Origin of the sequence: Sphingobacterium multivorum (assembly GCF_039511225.1) — a bacterium.
GTDB lineage: Bacteria > Bacteroidota > Bacteroidia > Sphingobacteriales > Sphingobacteriaceae > Sphingobacterium.
The window spans coordinates 4,927,651-4,947,352 of sequence record NZ_CP154261.1 but is presented as its reverse complement, the minus strand read 5'-3'; the positions used below and the strand labels follow the sequence as shown (position 1 = coordinate 4,947,352).

The following is a 19,702-nucleotide window of genomic DNA, read 5'->3' as shown; positions in this document are numbered from 1 at the left end:
CCATGAAAGGATTAGAAATATTACTGGCGGGCCTGCTGACTACCGTTTATAAAATGTCGGATGAACAAGTTGCTGCTCTTGTGCAAAAGGCAGATGGAGAGGGTTTCGATGCTCAATCTGAATTGGCTACTATCTTAGAATCTGATAAAAGCCGGATATCTACTTTGAAGACTGACGCTTTCAATGATGGCCATAAGAAAGGTAAGTCTGAGTCTTTAAAGGATTTGGAAAAGCAGATTAGAACAGACTTCAACTTAGAAGACGAATCCTTAAAAGGAATTGACCTAATTAAAGCCGTTCACGCGTTAGATCGTCAAGCGGGTAAAAATGGACTTACAGACGATGATATCAAAAAATCTTCGCTTTATATCCAGTTGCAAAAAAGGCTTGATGATGCATCCAAAGAGACCGAAACAAAGGTTTCAATGGCTCTAAAAGATGCTGAAACGAAATTTAATCGTGAACGTACACTTTCATCGGTCAAATCCAAAGCACTAGAACTATTTGAGGGTTTAAACCCTGTTTTACCTGAGGACAAGTCACGGGCGGCTAAGCAAAAAGAATGGTTGCTGAAAGACTTGGAAGGTTATGAATATGACTCTGCGGAGGATGGTTCATTTATTGTCAAAAAGGACGGAAAAGCTGTTGCTGATGATCATGGAAATCTTATAGATTTCGGTCAGTTAATCAAGACCACAGCATCCTCATATTTTGATTTTAAACAATCTGCTGCACGCGGATCCGAGGGAAACAAATCAGATGGTTCGGGTGGTTCTGCTTTCGTTCCTAAAAATGAAGCTGAATACTTGAAGTACATTTCAGATACGAGTGTTTCAGTCGAAGATAGGGGCGCAGTTAGAGACGCTTGGCAAAAGCAGCAAGCATAACTGTTTACTTGAAATTTAAATTAAAATGGCAGCTGGAGAATTTAATAAAACCGCGCTAACGGAGCTTCAACTCCGTGCAGAGGAAAAATGGCACGACAAAGTAAAAAGTCGTGACTACGATCCTAATATGGCAACTGCAAAAATTATCAAAGAGCAACAAACGGCCACGGTTACGGAAATTGAAGATGAATCTATTGATCGTCAAGTTTCTGTTAATTGGGTTGATTTCTGTCAAGATAACTCGGATGATACTGTGACTGACGATGACTCTTGTGATATCACTGCAACAGAGCCTGAAAGTAAGTCGCAACTTGAAGAAATCGACTTATTTGTCCAAGATTCTTTTAAAGTCAATGAAGAGAAATTCCGTGGGAACTTCATTAAAATGGAGGAAGCTGTTGCGATCGGTATCTTGGGTGTTGAGCGTAACTTAATTAACAAGTTGAATAAGAAATTAGCAGCTAAGTTGTTAACCTTTGGTGGAGTAAACCAATTCGCAGGCCCAAGTACTATCGGCACCAATGTCGGAGGATATACGGAGATCCCTGCTGGATCATTAACAGCCGAAGGTTTTTTCCCTTACTTACAGCAAGCGCGTGTAATGAATAAATTTAGTTCTTTATTGGTGCTTGATGGGGGGAATTTGTTCCAGGACAATTATAAGTCACAAAAATACCTTGGAAATGATAATGGTAAGGCCGCTGCTTCAATGTATGGAGATTTAAGCTATCGAAATGACTTGTTCGGTTTTGCTGCGAACTCCATGGAAAACGTGACGATTGTCGTTGATCCAGGATCAATCGCATTCGGTTCAAAATCTCGGTTCCCAGTTGAGCCTCGAAAAATCGACAATCCATCAATAACTCGTTACTCGGTCAATTCAAATTATATTCCTGGGCTGAAATATGATGTGACCTATAAAATGTCATGTATCAACGGGAAGATATGGCATGCGTGGAACTATAAAATCCGAACAGGATTGTGGTTAAATCCATTGCGATGCAATGAAAACATTACAGGTGTGCTTTTATTTAAGAAAAAGGTAGCCTAAAGAATATCGTTAGTATTAGGGGTAGTACTATGGTTGATTGGGGGAGGGCGGTGCCCTTCCCTTTTTTAATTTATAACAATATGGAATGTTTAGATAAGATTATTGGTATCTCCAATACGGATTGCGAATGCACGACTCAGGATATTAGTTCTGAAGATAAAAAAAGCAACTCTGGTATTTATTTGGATGAGGTGGAGGGGGGCCTAAAGCTTTCTGACCTCAATAATATCGATTGCGAAAATTTCGTCGAAAAAGCACGGAGGGCACGAAAACGAGCGACAGATCAATTTATTGAATCGATACTTGCACAATATGCTACGGAGGGCGGTTATTCGCAAAAGTATGAAAAATTTGATGGTCGGATAGGTAAAGTTGAACATCTCAGAACAATGACCAATATTCCTAAGTTCGCGGGGCTTCGTTTAAGGACTTCTTTGATTCGCGGTAGCTCAATCAAGATATCATCTATTGGTTTGCTTTGGGGTAGCGAAACTACTGTTAAATTATCAATTTACAGGTGTTATGATGATGCTGATGATTTAGAGTTTATCAAGGAGATAAACATCCAGACATTGGCCAATATTCAATCATTGCATAAGCTTGATGAGTTGTTGGAGCTTCCTTTGGCGGATGAGCGTAATCTCCCTATAGATTATTATTTTGTTTATGATACATCAGTTAGCGGATTCCCCCGGGATAACCAAGCAACGTGCACATGTGGCGGCATGGAGCGAATCTTAAAGTCATATATGTCGTTGGGCGGAGTCATTGCTGATAGTCTTGAAGGTATTAAGAATAGTGCTAGTTGGGTTAATGCTCACGGCATATATATGAATGCGAAAATAGACTGCACTTCAAAAGCAGCAGTCTGTAATTTGCTGGAACTGGATCACAGCAACACTATTGCACACGCTATTGCCTACAAAGCACAAGAGTTTTTAATCGAAGACGTAATGTCATCTGGCAATATGAATCGTATTACAATGCTTAGTAATGAGCATATGTGGGGTAAGCGTAACCATTTCCGAAAGGAATTCGATAATCGCATAATGTGGCTGGTACAGACTTATCCATTTGAGAAAGTGAATGATTGTGTTGAGTGTGATCAAAACAATATTATGTATAAAGGCATAATCAGATGAGCGAATTAAGTGATTTAATAACCAGGCTAGAAAAGCTGATAGATGAAATACCTGAAGAGGCTGAAAATATAGCAGTGGCGATGGCATTGAATCACAAAGCACTCGTTGTTAACCGTATTCAGTCGGAGGGAATCCCAGGGCAATCATATTCTGATAGAGGGGTGCCCGCCTATTTTTATGCCGGATTTTCATCAACAGCAGGAAAAAATAAGGGTAAAACTTATGATAGCAGCTATCCAAGGCTAAATGCTGGCTTCGACCGGATGATAGAGAAGAAACTTAAGAAAGGAGAATCAGTCAGCTGGAAAGATGTTCGGGAAGCTAATGGTCTCCAAACTAATCACGTGGATTTTACTTTTTCGGGACGTACTTTCCAAAACTTGAATGTTGTCTCTATCGAGCGAACTGGTTTCGTATCCAAAGCTTATTTAGGTGCGACAGATCCGGAAGTTGCTCAAAGGCTATTCTATGGATTTCAACAATATGGGGATTTTCTGCAGCCAACTGACGATGAAAAAGAAATATTGGCAGATGTGGCCAATGGTATGTTTACAGCATTGCTTGAAAAAATTAAATTATGAATGTATTAATCGGTAAAATTATAAAGGATCTATTATCTCCTTTACCATACTTTGACACTCCTGCGGGACTGGTACAAGTAATAAAGAAGTCGGATATCTCCGACAGTAAAGGCACGCCAAAAAAGTTTCCTGTAGAAGTTGATGTTTCTGAAGAGAATAATCTTAAAGCGTTGTATCCAACTGATAAAATGAAAGGTATGTTTTTCGTTGAAGACATGGGAGCTAAAGCAGAGGGGAATAATGATTGGACCTCGGATCTCATATTGGTTTGTTGGTTCTGTCCTAAAAAGATATCATCTAATCCGGAATCTGTTTCTGCTCACGCTGTGGCTGATATTACTAGCATATTTAAGCCATTTCATAATGAGGGGCCTATTTCAAGATTAAAAATAAATCTTGTAAGCATTCCCCAACGTGATGCCAGTATATTCTCAAAGTATAGTTTCGACGAACTTAAAACTCAATTCTTAATGCCGCCTTTTGATTTCTTTGCATTGAAACTTAAATGCTCGTATAGACTAAACCCTAACTGTTTAACACCTTTAAATCCTCCATCACCATGTTAGATTTTTTATTATCATTTGTTTTTTGGTCCATGGTAGCTTTTTGCTGCTCAATTGTTGGCCACGTGTTTTGTAATATCCTTTTATATGAGGATATCCTAAATTGGTATGGCCGGTTACTGGGCAAGTTACCTAGTTGGCTTGGGAAACCTCTTGGGCTTTGTTCGACCTGCTTCACGGGACAATTAACCTTTTGGTTTTTGCTATTTTGTGCTTTTAGGATTGCCAGTTTTAATAACTTATTTTTCTTCCCATATGCCATTTGTTTAGCTATTTATTTAGGTCGAAAATATTAATATAACAATATTTAGTATCAATATATTATTAATTTTATAGTATGAAATTGAAGCAACTTAATATCCAGGAAAAGTCATTCAAGGCGAACGGCAAAACCTACCATATAGAGGCTGGCGACCTTTCTATAGAAAGATGGAGTAAATATGAAGAGTTTACGCTGGAGCTCCAATATGGGGTTTCTCAGAGTGAAATGTTTAAAAATTGGAAGAAAGTAACGGAGCTGGCCAATGAGCTAAAGTTCGCCGATATCGCTGTAATGGCCAATAACATGCAAAATGGAATAATGGGGGTCTTCAATCGTCAGATTGTAGCATTAAAAATATGTGCCTTATTTATTAACGAAGAGAAGGAAGATCGAGGTGTGATTTCAGATGACATAATTGATCAAAAAATTGAAGATTGGCGCAAGGAGGGCTTTTCAGTTGGTCCTTTTTTTCAGTTGGCTCTCGGTTTTTCAAGTCTTATCAACTCGATATCAAGCATTATTACCCCGGAATCTTTAGCGATGATAGAAAGGCTGAATCAAACGGAAATACAGGCGTTCGATACATCAAAGGAGCGATAATCGAGAGAAAAAAGTATTGGATAGATATGTGGTCTGTAATGGCCGAAAATGGAGTGAAAGATTTTGATTCTATAAAAGCTACCCCTGGCACCGAGTTCTGGCGACTTTATGAATTGCTCCAGAAAAGATTAGAGAAGGAAAAGAATAAAATCAAACAATAGAACATGGCAACGGGAGAAGAATATAAAATACCATTTGCGAGTGATGTTTCTAATATCATCGCCGATCTGAGTAAAGTTGTTGAATCCGCTAAGGAGGTGCAGGCCCAAGCATCTAAAACTAGGGACCATATTTCGGAAATGAACAAGGAAATGGTTGCTGGTGCGGAAAAATCAAATAAAGCATTAGGTGATCAGGCACAAAATACTCTCGCTCTTAAAAAAGTAGCTGAAGAACGGGCTAAAGCCGAAAAGGTAATGGTTGGGGTTCTCGATGAAATTGCTAAAAAGCAGAAGGAAGGGGTTAAGCTTAACGATTCATCTGCGGCGGCTGTCAAGAATTACACAGAGCATCTTGAATATTTTAAAGAAGCGTTAAAAACTGCGACAGATCCAACACAGATAAAAGTCTTGGCTAAATCTATGGAACGTATGCGAGATAACATTATCTCCGCGTATGACAGAGCCAGCAAGGCGATTACTCCAATGAACGATAAGCTCAAAGAAGCTGGAGCATTGACGGACAAGTTATCTGATTCTATTATGGGGTCTTTTTCCAATGATGAACTTGATTCACTGGCTAAAGATCTGAATAATGCTTCTAACGAAATGGAACAACTTGGAGCAATGATAGATTTCGTCTCCAAGAAAATGGAAGGTTTAGATAAGGAATCTGAGTTATTTAAAACTCTGTCAGCAGACATCGAGGAAGCTAATACTATGCTTGGGAGGACATCTGAGGTTCTAGATGTCTCAAGTCTTTCAAGTGATCAATTAGTAGACAGATTAAAGTTCCTTCAAGATGCCCTAAATATTGAAGCTAATCCCCAGGAAATAGTTAAGCTAAATAAGGAGATCGAAGCTGTTGAGGTCCGTTTAAAACAAATCAAAAATGCAGGTAAAGAGGGCTTCGATGAATTAGGGAATAAAGTCATACCTGAGGCTGAAGAAAAAGTCAAATCCCTTGGTGCCCAATTGGAGGAAGTGGTTCAGCAGATGGCCAAGATGAAAGCGGAGGGTCTAGGTGATGGGAAGGAATATGATGAATTGATGAATAAAGCCGTTAAATTGAAACAGGCTATTTCCGGTGTAAAGGATGAATTAAAACAGGTTGCAAGTGAAACTCCCCGTCTTGATGGTTTGATCGAAGCAGGAACCTTAATCGCATCAGGGTTTAATATAGCTCAAGGAGCTATGGCCCTTTTTGGAGCGGAAAGTGAAACTGTAGAAAAAACCATTGCTAAGCTGACTGCAGGTATTTCTATTCTCCAAGGGCTTCAACAAATCCAGATTGAACTTAAAAATCGAGAGTCAGTTGCAAATAAGGCATTGACAGCGAGTCAGGCTCTGTATAACGTTGTTGTTGGCGCATCGACGGGGGCATTAAAAGTTTTTAGATTAGCACTCGCAGCGACAGGCATAGGCTTGATTGTTCTTGCAATAGGTTACCTAATTACGAATTGGGACAAGCTTACCGATTCCATTAGGATATCTAGTCCAGTGGCCCAAAAATTCGGTGACACTGTAGATAAGATTAAACAAGTGGCTATGGGCGTAGGTAATGCCGTTCTCCAATGGTTGATTTGGCCGCTTAAAACACTTTTTGTCCTGTTTACGGAAGGTGCTAGTGCGGCTGTTGATTCATTCCTTAATAGCATGAACATGGTTAAAAACTTCTCCCAAGGTTTTAATGATGAGCTGCAGCGCCAAACCTATAATCGTATCGAAAAGGAAAACCAAGTTTACACAGAAGCTGCTAATAGGCGTATCGAGATCCTAAAGGCTCAGGGCGGTAAAGAGCGCGATATTTTCAAGGAAGAGCTTAGGATAATCGATGATCGGAAGAAAGTCCTCGCGGAGTATGCGAAAGTTCATGCGAGAAATACCAAAGAGCAAATCCAAGAGTTGATCGAGTTAAATCAGAAGAGATCTGTATTGGCAATTGAGGAGCGTAATCGTTTGGCTGATGAGGCGAAGAAAGCTGCCGAGGATGCAAAAAAAGCCGCTGATAAGGCCAGAAGGGCCGCGGAAGAAGCTGAACGAAAACGTCAGGCTGAGTTGAAAAGAATAAGAGAGTTCAACAATCAAATCAAAGATCTTGAATTTGAAAAAAATGAGACCAGGATTCGGCAAATGCAAGATGGTGCTGAGAAGGAAAAGGAACTTGAAGAATCCCGTTACAAAAAAGAAGTTGACAGGCTAGCGAGAGAGTTGGCCGAGTTCGCAGGAACTGAAGAGGAAAAAAATACACTGATTACTTCTCAAAATGCTCTTAAAGAGCAATTATTAAGCGAACATCTTTCCAAAATGTGGGCCATTGATGTTTTGTATTTTGATAAGCTTGTCGAGAGCCAAAAGGAGCAGGATAAAATTCTCATGCGTATCAATAAAGAAGATAAGGAGCTTGAATTATCAGAGCTTGAGGATAAATATAGAAAGCTCGAAGAAGATTGGAAAAAGTCCTATGGTAATGAGAAAGATTTTACAGAGCAGAAAAATAAGGAAATTGCCAATATCAATCTGAAGTACTCTCTTCTTGAGTTGAAAGACCGGGAGGATATTGAAACTGCTAAAATTTCACTCATTAAGATCAAAGGTAAAACTGAGGAGGAAGAAGAGAAGATTCGTGAAAATCTCAAGTATAAAATCATGCGCGATGCCGCGCAAGAGAGACTTGAATTGCTAAGAAAAGTTGGTGGTAGGGAAAATGCTGTTGCAATAGCTCAGACTGAAGCGCTTATAGAGGAGTTGAATTTGAAACTTGGCAAATCCACTACTAAAAAGAAAACAAACGTTTTTCAGCTCTTAGGTTTGGATGTTAATGATGATGAAGCAAGAACTATAGTTGATTCATATAGAAATGTGTTTAATCAGATTACTGAGGCTTGGGAAGCTTCTATAAATAAAAGGATAGATGCGAAACAAAGAGAAATTGATGCGTTGAATGATCAAATTTCTGAGGTAGAAGATGCGTTGAACAAAGAATTAGACCTACAAAAGGATGGGTATGCCAATAACGTAACAGCAAAACAACAAGAGATTGACGCATTAAGAATGCAGAGGGAGGAAGAACTCCGTCAGAAAGCTGAACTTCAAAAGAAGGAAGCTGATATACAAAGGATGCAGTTGGTGGCAGACTCAATATCTCAAGTATCATCTATGATAACGGCATCAGCGAATATATTTAAAGCTTTTTCATCAATACCATTTATTGGAGTTCCACTTGCGATAGCCGCTATTGGTGCAATGTGGGGTGGTTTTGTAGCCTCAAAGACTATGGCTATGAAAAGTGTTGGTGAAGTACCTAAGTTCCGTGATGGTGGATCCTTCCTACTTAACGGCCCAAGTCACGAACAAGGTGGGCTTGGCGTTTATAACGAAAAAACTGGTAAGCGCGTTGCAGAGGTTGAAGGGGGCGAAGGGTTCTTTGCAATCAATAAGCTATCTACGCAAAAATATCTTCCATTTCTTCAAGCTATTAACGATGATGATCTGGGTAAAGTTGGCTCATTGATGGATGATCTTTTAGATGGTACTGGTGTTGCAATAGCTCCGGATATAGAAAAGACAACCCGGGTCCTAGTTTTATCAGGGCAAAAGCAAGAAAGGGATAATAGATATAAAGAAGCTCTTTTAGCTTTTGCTGAGTCAGAAGAGTTGAAAGATATCGCTAGATCAAATCGCATGCTTTTGGATATTGAAAGGAAGCGAAAGATTGTCACTGAAACCGATACCCATATTGTCGAACAACAGGGGAATATTACTCGGCGAATTAAAAAGAAGAAATAATGCAGTATAGATATTTTATCACAGGAAGATCGGGGAAAAGACAGGTTTTTCCCACGAATGATGGATCGCTAGATAAAGTTTTTGACAAAAAGTCTAATCGCTCTGATTTTGCCAGAACAATCAAAGGGAGCATTATATTGATTGGAGAAGATTTTAATTGGCTTTATGAACAGGAGCTGCTTGTTTATCGGTTTGATCCTTTGGAAATCGTCATTCAAAAGTATTGTGGGGGTAAATGGAATGATAACTGGTTCAATGGAGTGATTTCCCTAAATTCAGGAGAATGGGATCTCGATAATTGTAAAGTGGAGTTGTCTATTGATACCTCCGATAAATATGTATGTTACGAATCCGGAAAAGACACGACATTAAACATATTGAATAGTGTTTATCCAAAAGTAAATCTTATTACTGCCGAAGGCCGAATTGAAACTGAATCCTTTTCATCAAACAGGGGTGCTTGGGATCCATTTCCTGGAGAAAGCGATCCTGGATCTAAAGGTTGGGTAAGAATAAGAGAATATAGTATTTATTATAATAATGGAACTAATGGGGCTCAGCAATTTGCTGCTATTGAAGAGGACGAACATCACGAAATTACATGGGCAAGAGAAGTTAAAGATAGCGCTGTGGATTTGACTAGCGAGGGCTGGATATCATTAGGTTTCGGTAAATATGCCCGTAATCCCATAGTTTACGATGTAAAATACGAATACACAGATCGAAGTTATTTATTTACCTGTAAAGTTCTTGATAGGCCTATTGACAATGGCATGCTATTGAAAAATATTTTTGAACAGTTTCTATTGACAATTTGCAATGATTTAACATTAACTTCAGATTTTTTTCAGTGGAATCCTGAAAATGCCAGCACTATCAATTATGTAACCGGTTTGCCATCCAGAGTAACCAATTTGTTGGTCTTTCAAAAATCTGACGTGAAACGTCCGTTTGTTAGTGGAAATGCAAATAAGGGAGAGTTAACGCTGGCAGATCTGTTGGAGGATATTTGCAATATTTTTCAATTGGAATGGGAAATTACCGATGATAAAAAATTTAAAATAGAGCACGTTTCTTATAAATCAAGGAACAAGGGTATTGATACAACAGTTGGACAAAGCGCAGAGTTAAACAAGGCAAATCGACGATATAAATATGACTATGACGGTATCCCGAGAATGGAAACATTTTCTTTTATGGACGATACTTCGTATGGTGATTTTAAGGCGGCTCCAATAATATATACAAATTCTATCGCTGGAAAAGAAAAGGATGAAGATAAATATCCGATAAAAAACTTTAGTACGGATTTACTGCAATGTCTTGCTAATCCAGATGCTGATAGTAAAGTTGTGTCTGATGATGGTTTCGTTCTCATAGCTTGTTCTCAAGGGATGAGCCCATTTAGGGAAGCTTCTATTAGAGGGGGGAATACGATAAACAATCCTTTGGCTTGGTCGCAACTGCATCGGGATTACTGGAGGCATAACCGGTATATGCTTAACTTCAAAATGAATGGTCTAGCGACTCTGGCGTTGTCTGTTAAACCGATCAAAGTTCAGGAAAAAGTAAAGTATAAATTGTGCTGTGAGTCAGATTTTGATACCGATGGGCTTATTAGAACAGCACTGGGGGATGACGGCGTTTTGGAATCTGCATCATTTAACCTTTTCAAGGAAATTGTTGAACTGAAAATAGCTTTCCCCGCGGAAGGAAAACTGGAAGATAATATTCCTCCTCAAGCTGTTGATGATTTCGCTGAAACTTTTCAAAATACTCCTGTCGTTATTGATGTCCTTGACAATGACATTGACACGGATGGCGTGATTATTCCATCTACACTTAACATTACTTCGATGTATCCTGGAAGAGCTGTTGTAACTGATGATTTTAAAATCAGATACACCCCTGAAACAGGCTATGTCGGTGATGCTTTTGTGTTTTACAATGTGAAGGATAATTTTGGCGAGATATCAAATAATGCCAAGGTCACTATTACGGTTAAACAAGGAACTTCTTTACCCATTGCTAATGGGAATAATTTCATTATCGCTAAAAACCATCAATTAAGACCTGGTGCTGGATCAATTCAAAAAAATGATACAGCCTCAACGGAGATCACTGTTATTCCGGAAAACAAAACAACCTCACATGGTGGTTCTGTGGCTATCGAATCTAACGGTAATTTCACTTATATGCCGGCTAATGATTTTGTAGGAGAGGATACCTTTTCATATAAAATAAGAGATACCTACCTTAACGAAGCGACAGGTACGATAACAGTTAACGTATTCGAGTCAAGCACTATCTATATTTCTTTTCATAAAATCGACGATCGAAAGGAGGTGATAGGTAATTGTGATAATGGAATGCAGGCTTTTGGTCGCGAAACCTTATCGGATATTACTTTAAAGCTTTGGAGAGACAGTGCTCGTACACTACCGTTGGATGCGGAGGGATATAATCTGAAAATAAAAATCAAACAAAAGTTTACAGATTACTATGATTCCTCAAATAGCTATGAATTCGTATTTAATGCCGATATCAGCGAGGGGAGTGTTTATGAGTTGTACAAAGATTACACCACTCAGAGGAATTATTCCGGTTGTTATAACTATGACCATGAGAACTGGAAGATCGATATTTCGATCGAACCGGATTCCGCTTACATTATAATTTAAGTATATGTTATTATTCGATGAAATCCCGCAGCCTATTACCTGGTATGATGATATTGAAAAGCAAATTCGATTTCAACCAGGCTATGAAAATCATATGTTTGAACTATCGGTCCAAAATGATCGACTACTTCCTTTTCAAATTCGATTTTCACTTGACGAAACTATTAAGTCGTTTCACATTTATAACGAGAGCGGGGTAAAGGTTTCTGACTTATCGATAGCTCAGCTGAAGAAAGTTATTTTAAAAGATCTAGACTTTAATTACTATCTCTGGTTAGCTGACTATGGGATCAAGAAAAGTGACGGGGTTAACTTAGTTCTAGAATGTGGGAAGTGCTACTATCTGAAAATAGTCACTGGCCACTCAGAATATTTCTCTGAAATCTTTTCGCCTATCAGCGACATTAATAAATATCTAATGCTAGAATGGTCTGAGACAAATAATGTTGACCCAGTTTATTATTTAGGAGATTTTGGTTTTAGATTCCGCATTTTTGTTGATACCTTTATAACAAAAGGTTTACCATCTATCTCAATCGAAAGTGAAGAAGACGGACACGGGGAAATTGTCGATATTTCTCGGAAAGTTAACATCACATACGATATAGATTTTGGTATCATTCCAAATTTCGTGTATGAATCAATCGCTTTTATGGCTATTCATCGCGATGTTACCATCACTACCCCCAAAAACTTACGAGAAGGAAGTATCAAAAACATTTCCTTGGAAGAATCGCAGATCGATGGATTGGCTTATTGGCAATTGATTGTCAATTTTCAGCAAGGCCGATACTTCTATAACACTGCCTGTGGCCATGAGATACAGCCAGTGGATAATGAAGAATATATTATTGATCAAGGTGCTACCGGAGAATCGTTTGATGCTTTTATTGAACAGCAAGATTTATCGTAAGAAAATATGAGAAGAATTAAAGCGCGCGTTATTCGGAATATTGGTACCGAAGCCGCATGGTTGCAAGCTAATCCGGTCCTCGGCGACGGGGAGCAGGCTCTTGTTCGATTTGGAGGTAGAATTCGCAATAAAATCGGGAACGGGGTTTTGACGTTTTCGCAGCTTTCGTATCAAGATAATGATCTGAAGGTCTCTGTTGCTGGGCCTACTTTTCCATTTATTTCAGGAGAAGGACCGGCTCCGGCAGGTGTTTACATGGCAAATGGATCAGGTGTCTACAATGGCTCCTTAAACGTTGATGTTACAGGTAAAATTGTGATGCTAATTTGGGATGGTGTAAGTAAGCTTGAAAAGGTCGATACTGATTTACCGGTGACAACAGTTGTTAATGAACTAGGTCAGTCTACAACTATGGCCATAAGCCAAAAGGTTGTAACGGACTTGTCTGGTCGTGTAGATAACAAAGTTGAGAAGGTTTCGGGTAAATCTTTAATTGATGATGGTGCTATTCTTAAACTAAATGCCCTCCCTAGCAGTTCCGAGCTGAATTCTGCTTTAAATACAAAGGTTGATAAAGTTACAGGTAAATCACTTGTTGATGATACAGCAATTAGTAAATTGATTGCTCTTCCGACAGCTTTTGAACTATCTAATACCTTAGCGAACAAAGTGGACAAGGAGACCGGAAAAGGATTGTCTGCCAACGATTATACGGCTATTGACAAAGCTAAGGTTGACAAAGTCAAAACGGACCCTGCCGGTGATGCAAACAAGTTTTTAAACGAAAAAGGCGAATATAAGGAAGTTATTGTCCCAAAAGCTCCGGTACAGTCTGTTTCGGTAAATGGTCAAAATGTTCCTCCTGATGCAAACGGTAATATTGCAGTTCAAATTCCTGACGCGCCGGTTCAAGGAATAACCGTAAACGGCGAAGACGTTCCTCCGAATGAAGAAGGAATTATTGCTGTAGAGATCCCAGATGCGCCAGTTCAATCAATCTCATTAAATGGCGATAATATTCCCCCGGATTCGGCCGGCAATATTGATATCAATGTAAATACCAACGTCGAGCAGACGGTTAATCCTCTTTCCAACGATCCAGTGGCTTCGGCCGCTGTTGCCGCGGCTTTAAAGGAACAGACTGGCAAATTCGGGGCTTCAGTAGCTTTGAATTCTATCGGTGAAGGGGCAGATTTAAAATACTCTGTTTCACTTCTTGATGAAGAGGGAAATATACTTAATACTACCGATGAGTTTAGTGGCGGCGGAGGCGGCGACGGAGGATCCTCGACAACTAAAATCGTGTTGACGAAAGTCACCCAGAATCAGCTTATCAAAGAAGGTGATGAAGTCAAATTATCTTTCATCTTTGATCATAAGGATATTGCAAGTGACACAAGTACCGGACTGAACGGAAATGCAAAAATAACAATTGGTTCCGGAGCGTCAAGTATTGTATTTGACCGCGTTTTAACTGCCGGAAAATTGGATACAATTGATGTTACCAAATTTGTAAAAGTTGGCAGTAATTCAGTGCGTTTAAGAGTTGAAGTCGATACAGGAGAGTCTGTCCAAGTTAGTTCAGTTCTTTGGTCTGTCCAGGTTATAACATTGAAATTATCTTCATCTTTTGACTTTGCTACCTTGGTAAAGGTTGGCGGATCTGTGGCTGTTCCATTCAATTTAAATGGATCCGGGACAAAAACGGTTCGGGTTTTTCTTGATGGTGTTGAAATTGATACCAGGACAATTACTTCATCTTATGCCAACGGTTCATTTAATATCAGTGCTGTAGGCTTGGCTCCAGGATCCCATTCAGTTCAAATGGTCGCTGAAGTTGCAGTTACAACAGAGAAAATTTTAAAGAGCAATAGTATCTACTTTGATATAGCCGTTTACAACGAATCAACCAATAGTCTACCCATTATTGCCGCTAGGTTTGATTATGCGGACGGTACAATTATTGCGAAAAATTCAAGGCCATATATTACAGCTGGTCGTTTTGCGGATTATTCTGTTCGTTTTGCGGCTTACAATCCAGCGGCTCCAACTAACCTTGTGACTGTAAAAGTAGCTGGCACAGTGATATCGTCAATGACGACTTCGTTTATTCAAAGATCTGTATCGGCGAAGTCTGCTGTAGAAGGATCTCTTCAGGGACAGATACAAACCGGCAGTACAACATATACTTTCGGGGTGAACATCACAGATATAGGTATTGATCTAGAGGAGCCTACGGATGGTTTGAAGTTAAAACTAAGTGCAATCGGACGTACAAATAATGATACGAATAAAACGGAATGGTCTTTTAATGGGATCACAACCACTTTTACTGGTGTACAATTCGCCGGTGATGGTTGGCTTGAAAATGCCTTGCGTTTGGCCAATGGTGGAAAGGCCGAAATTAACTATAAGCCTCTAGATGGTTTATCAGCAACAGCCCCTAATAGTTTTGCTTTCACTGCAAAAATCAAGGTCTCCAGTGTAACAGATAATACTAAGCCTCTATTGAGCTGCATGGATGCAGGGGTTGGTTTTGTTATTTATCCTGAAAAGGTGCAAATGATCTCCAGGGGAAATTCGGAGGTTTCAATGGAAATTGCACCTGAGCAGGAATATAATATAGCGTTCGTTTCCTTCCCGGCTGCTGGCAGCAATTCTTCTGACTATGAGAAATTGAATGATAAAATGATGTATTTATACATCAATGGTTCCTTGAGCGGAATCGCTCAGCGAGGAATCACGGACATTATTTATCAAGAGACACCTAGAAACATAGTCGTAAGCAGTGAGGGCGCTACCATCGACTTGTATAATGTTAGATCCTACGGTAATTATCTGACAGATTCTCAAGTTTTAGATATCTCTACACTTGATCTCAACGATATAAATGAAATTGTAGAAAAATACAATTTCAATAACGTGATTGATTCTGAAGGGAATGTAACTGTTGATTCAGTTCCTAACGATATGCGCTATATTATTATCACTGGAGAGGCGCCTAACGGGATGGATATTGTCGAATATGCAGCAGCAATGAACGACAAGGACAGCAGATACAACGTTACTGAAATCCTCCATGTAAAAAAATCGCAACCGTCCTTAAATTGGCGATTGGCTGGTGGCTGTATTAGACTTCAGGGAACCTCATCTTTGGCATATCCTATTAAGAACAACCGGATCTATTTTAAAAATGCGCAGAAGCAACCTGGTGAATTGTGGTTAGGTTGTGATAAAGATGGTAATGGCGGTGTGCTCCAGACGGTTGTAAAATGGTCTTTCAAGACAGAAAATTCAAGGGGCAAAAAACCTGCTCCAGTTGATGTGTGGTGTTTGAAAGCAGATTTTGCAGAATCGTCTTCTTCTCACAATACCGGACTGGCGCGATTAATTAATGATATCCTGGTGAGCGCGGGAATCTTAACTCCAGCTCAAAAATATGTTGATCCATCTTTTGCGTACGATGTACGAACCACAGTGGATGGGGAACCCCAATATCTGTTTTCAAGAAAAACAAAAGATGAAGCCCCTAGATTCGTCGGTAAATTCAACATGAACAATGATAAGAGCTCGGAATCGGTGTTTGGCTTTTTGGATATTCCTGGATATCACCGGTCGGCCGATGGATTATCCGCTTCAGAATGGATTACGAACAAGTTCGGAGGGAAAAATCCAACTGAGTGTTGGGAATTTTTGAATAATGATTTCCCAATGGGGTCATATTTAAATGATGATTTCGATGCAAAAGAGTCCGATGGATCCCCTTCATGGATGCGAGTTTTTGAAGCTAGGTTTCCTGACGATAGTGCGATCAACGCTGAATATAAAGCAGGGACTAAAAAGCCTTTTTATTTAGAGCGTTTCGTTAAGTGGGTAAAAAGTACTCAGAACGATCCTGCAAAATTTAAAGCAGAATTGGCTGATTACGTCGACGTCGAACATTTATGTGCCTACTATAACGTTACAGATATTTTTGCTGCTGTCGATCAGCGTGTGAAAAACCAGATGCTTGCGTTTTACTATGATCCGGTGAAAGACAAAGTACTTGGTTATTTCATTTTGTACGATAATGATACAATCAATGGTGTACGGAATGATGGCCGTTTGAAATATGCCTGGGATATTGATCATAATACCTTGGATCCGGAGCTAACTGCCAGCGCAGGTAAAAACGTATACGCATTTGCTGGTCATGATTCTATTCTTTGGAAAAACTTACGGGATCAATTTGCTCCACAATTAGAAACTACGTATGGCAAAATGCGGTCATTTATGACTAACGAAGCAATTTTTAACATGTTTGACAAAGAGCAATCTGGAAAATTTGCTGAACGTATATACAATCTCGACGCCCAATACAAATACATAAAACCGAAAACTTTAGGTATTGATGTAATTGTAAATGGGGAAATTACAAACAATAAATACTCTTACTTAGAAGCTGCCCAGGGAAGCCGTAGCTCGCACCGTAAATGGTGGCTGATCAACCGTCTGGAATTGTTCGATGCAAAATATGGTACTGGTCAATATACGTTGACAGATATAACCTGGAAAGGTATCTCTGATGCAGGAGCGAAAATTACTGCATCTCCTACAAGGGACTTTTATTTTGAAGTTCGCCGAGAAGCAGCTATTATGAATAGAAGCTTCGTCGCAAAAGGAGCTTCATGGTCATACACTTATAATCAAACTGCCAACGTCGGTACGATTTTTCACTTGTATGGTGGTAAGTTTATGAGAACGTTGGATTTGTCTCAATGGGGAGGTTTCACAGATATGAATTTACCAACCTTGCCGGCACTTGAGGAGCTTATTTTAGGTTCTATGACCAAGACGTATACGTTGTCGGAGTTGGTGATCGCTACAAAGTTGCCAAAGTTGAAACTCCTTAACATTTCAAAATTTACGACGATTCCGACAATTGATCTGAGTGGTTGCCGTCTTTTGGAAGAATTTATTGGCCGAGGTTGTACATCTATGACCGATATTACGTTGGCACCAGGAGCAGCAATTAAAAAACTGACTTTACCTCAGAACTTAAGCAGTCTAAAATTGATTGGATTGCCCAATATTACAGCTAATAATATCCTGTTCCCAGACGGAAATAACGTGAAGACGCTTATCGTTGAAAACTGTCCGCTTATAGATTGGAAGGCGGTGAAAGCACTATGTCCAGTATTAACTCATATCAGAGTTACAGACGTAAATGAGACCGGAAACGGAACATTTTTGAATCAATTCCTATCAATGAAGGGGATAGACGAAAAAGGGAATACAACAGCATATCCTGCACTAATTGGAACTTACACGCTAACATCATACCCGGCTAATTACGATGTATTGGTCGCAGCTTTCCCTTTGTTAACTTTTAAGGAGCCGGCTTATACGGCCATTGCTATCAATATGGAAGTTGAGGCCGATAGCAACGTGACCAATTTAGATAATAATACGGGCTACGCGAGTGGAACAGCCTACGTACCCAACGGGCACATTAAAAAGATCCTGGATAAGCGATACCGATGTTTAGGTAAACAGACTGCCGACGGCAAAATGAATATCATTAAGCTTCATAATGATAACTCAAATTATTTTGCTGATGCCGCTAATATTGCCAACGCAACTCCGGCTGTACTTGATAGCAGCCAAGGGGATATATTTGTTTATGAACCGGAATTTTGGTATAAATCACTTTCCGATGGCGACAATACATACCTTATGGTATCTTCAAACACTGAGAAGCCAGCGAATCCGGATCCCTCCACATACATCACGCATAAATTGGCATATGATGCAAATGGATTGAACAACGCAGACCTAGCAACGGCTCCAAATCTTTCTTTGCTTAACGGATTTGGCTTTGGAAAAGGTCAATTGACTATTCAATCTTCAATTGTAAACGGTGATAATTTTAGATCACATAAAGTTGTTGTTACCGGATATAAAAAAGCCCTCATAAGTACGGTAACAATAAAAGACGAGAATACAGCGACAAGCGGTTTTATTGTCTTTACAGATAGTGCGGGGATAGTTCTAAGTACAACCTTTGTAAAGGGTAAAGTTAATTGGCAGCCAGTAAGAAAAATCATTGATATTCCGGCCAACGCACACACTATGTACTTTTCTCACAGAATGATTATGTACAGCATGGTAGACCCGTATGTAGTTTTAAGCAATTCAAATAACATATTTGATTTTGCTATAACGGATTGGAGTAAGCACGAGCCAGAACTAATAGGTGCTACACAGATCACTTCCAATAACGGGAAATTAGGTTCTTATGTCTCCGGATTAAAAGTAGTTAAAGGAGTTCCTGTAAGTCAAATAATGAGCAATTTCTTAAATCCTCGCGGGTTATATCCAATTTCCTATTTCCAACATAAAACGATGAGTATAATGTTCTTGCTGGCATATGGAACCGATAACATGGAACGGTTTGGTTATTCATCTCTTAATATGAACTATAATCTCTCTACTGTTGGCGTGACTGCTAAGCTAGGCATGAAAGACACAATAAAGGGGGCAAACGGATTCCCTGTATTAATCGAAAATGGGAAAGAAGTGGAAATATATACCAACAATTTGCTTGGTTACGAACAGGGGTATGTATTTGAAATGAAGGAGGCAATGACACCGCCAACTTACGTAAGCAGAAATAGCGACCAATTTGTTGCTAAGATGATGGAGGTTACAGTTAATAATGGTGGTGTTGAGGTGCCCTTCGCATTCCCAAAAGGGAATGATGTTGGAGAAAAAGCAATCTATAGAATCACCGACTTAGGGAAATTTGAAGTAATTCCAAGTGGCGTGTCAAGCACATATCGACACAGCAATACGTTAAACTATACAGAGTATTCAAGTGCTCAATCTACTGGCTCATTTATGTGCCGAGGCGCGGGCAGTGGAGCATTGGGGAAAAGTATCTTTGGGTTTGCTATTGTAATTTACGATGCGACAAATAGAATTATTACCGATAACGTCGCACTTTCCACGTCCCGGATCTGCTTCCCTCATTCAGATAGGATCGTAAAGAAAACTAGCGTATCAGAGTTTACTAACATCACAAATTTTAAATAAA

At 39.4% G+C, this 19,702-nt stretch carries 10 protein-coding genes; all 10 read left to right on the top strand.

The window, feature by feature from the left end; translation table 11 throughout:
* Positions 1–2: 2 nt before the first annotated feature.
* Complete coding sequence (locus tag AAH582_RS20605) at positions 3–887, top strand: hypothetical protein (RefSeq protein WP_343320213.1); 885 nt, start codon at positions 3–5, stop codon at positions 885–887.
* A gap of 25 nt (positions 888–912) precedes the next feature.
* Positions 913–1,938 (top strand): hypothetical protein, encoded by a 1,026-nt coding sequence (locus AAH582_RS20600; RefSeq protein ID WP_343320209.1) that lies wholly within the window; start codon positions 913–915, stop codon positions 1,936–1,938.
* An 80-nt stretch (positions 1,939–2,018) separates the two neighbouring features.
* A complete protein-coding gene (locus AAH582_RS20595; RefSeq protein WP_343320207.1) occupies positions 2,019–3,080 on the top strand; it encodes a hypothetical protein in 1,062 nt (353 codons plus the stop codon).
* Positions 3,077–3,661 carry a hypothetical protein gene (locus AAH582_RS20590; protein ID WP_343320204.1) on the top strand — a complete coding sequence of 195 codons (585 nt, stop codon included), beginning with the start codon at positions 3,077–3,079 and terminating at the stop codon, positions 3,659–3,661. The genes AAH582_RS20595 and AAH582_RS20590 overlap by 4 nt, the downstream gene beginning before the upstream one ends.
* A complete protein-coding gene (locus tag AAH582_RS20585; RefSeq protein WP_343320201.1) occupies positions 3,658–4,227 on the top strand; it encodes a hypothetical protein in 570 nt (189 codons plus the stop codon). Before AAH582_RS20590 ends, AAH582_RS20585 begins: the two co-directional genes overlap by 4 nt.
* A 334-nt stretch (positions 4,228–4,561) precedes the next feature.
* Positions 4,562–5,086: a hypothetical protein gene (locus tag AAH582_RS20580; protein ID WP_343320198.1), complete on the top strand. Its 525-nt coding sequence runs from the start codon at positions 4,562–4,564 to the stop codon at positions 5,084–5,086.
* A 164-nt stretch (positions 5,087–5,250) separates the two neighbouring features.
* Positions 5,251–9,033: a hypothetical protein gene (locus tag AAH582_RS20575; protein ID WP_343320194.1), complete on the top strand. Its 3,783-nt coding sequence runs from the start codon at positions 5,251–5,253 to the stop codon at positions 9,031–9,033.
* Entirely contained in the window at positions 9,033–11,714 is a 2,682-nt protein-coding gene (locus AAH582_RS20570; protein WP_343320191.1) for an Ig-like domain-containing protein, read from the top strand. The genes AAH582_RS20575 and AAH582_RS20570 overlap by 1 nt, the downstream gene beginning before the upstream one ends.
* Before the next feature lie 4 nt (positions 11,715–11,718).
* A complete protein-coding gene (locus AAH582_RS20565; protein WP_343320187.1) occupies positions 11,719–12,627 on the top strand; it encodes a hypothetical protein in 909 nt (302 codons plus the stop codon).
* Between the two features lie 6 nt (positions 12,628–12,633).
* On the top strand, positions 12,634–19,701 hold the full coding sequence (locus tag AAH582_RS20560; protein WP_343320184.1) for a hypothetical protein: 7,068 nt from the start codon (positions 12,634–12,636) through the stop codon (positions 19,699–19,701).
* The last annotated feature ends 1 nt before the right edge of the window (position 19,702 follow it).

Coding starts and splice junctions, on each gene's coding strand:
- AAH582_RS20605 (WP_343320213.1), top strand. CDS start 3: ATGAAAGGATTAGAAATATTACTGGCGGGCCTGCTGACTACCGTTTAT.
- AAH582_RS20565 (WP_343320187.1), top strand. CDS start 11,719: ATGTTATTATTCGATGAAATCCCGCAGCCTATTACCTGGTATGATGAT.
- AAH582_RS20585 (WP_343320201.1), top strand. CDS start 3,658: ATGAATGTATTAATCGGTAAAATTATAAAGGATCTATTATCTCCTTTA.
- AAH582_RS20600 (WP_343320209.1), top strand. CDS start 913: ATGGCAGCTGGAGAATTTAATAAAACCGCGCTAACGGAGCTTCAACTC.
- AAH582_RS20570 (WP_343320191.1), top strand. CDS start 9,033: ATGCAGTATAGATATTTTATCACAGGAAGATCGGGGAAAAGACAGGTT.
- AAH582_RS20580 (WP_343320198.1), top strand. CDS start 4,562: ATGAAATTGAAGCAACTTAATATCCAGGAAAAGTCATTCAAGGCGAAC.
- AAH582_RS20595 (WP_343320207.1), top strand. CDS start 2,019: ATGGAATGTTTAGATAAGATTATTGGTATCTCCAATACGGATTGCGAA.
- AAH582_RS20560 (WP_343320184.1), top strand. CDS start 12,634: ATGAGAAGAATTAAAGCGCGCGTTATTCGGAATATTGGTACCGAAGCC.
- AAH582_RS20590 (WP_343320204.1), top strand. CDS start 3,077: ATGAGCGAATTAAGTGATTTAATAACCAGGCTAGAAAAGCTGATAGAT.
- AAH582_RS20575 (WP_343320194.1), top strand. CDS start 5,251: ATGGCAACGGGAGAAGAATATAAAATACCATTTGCGAGTGATGTTTCT.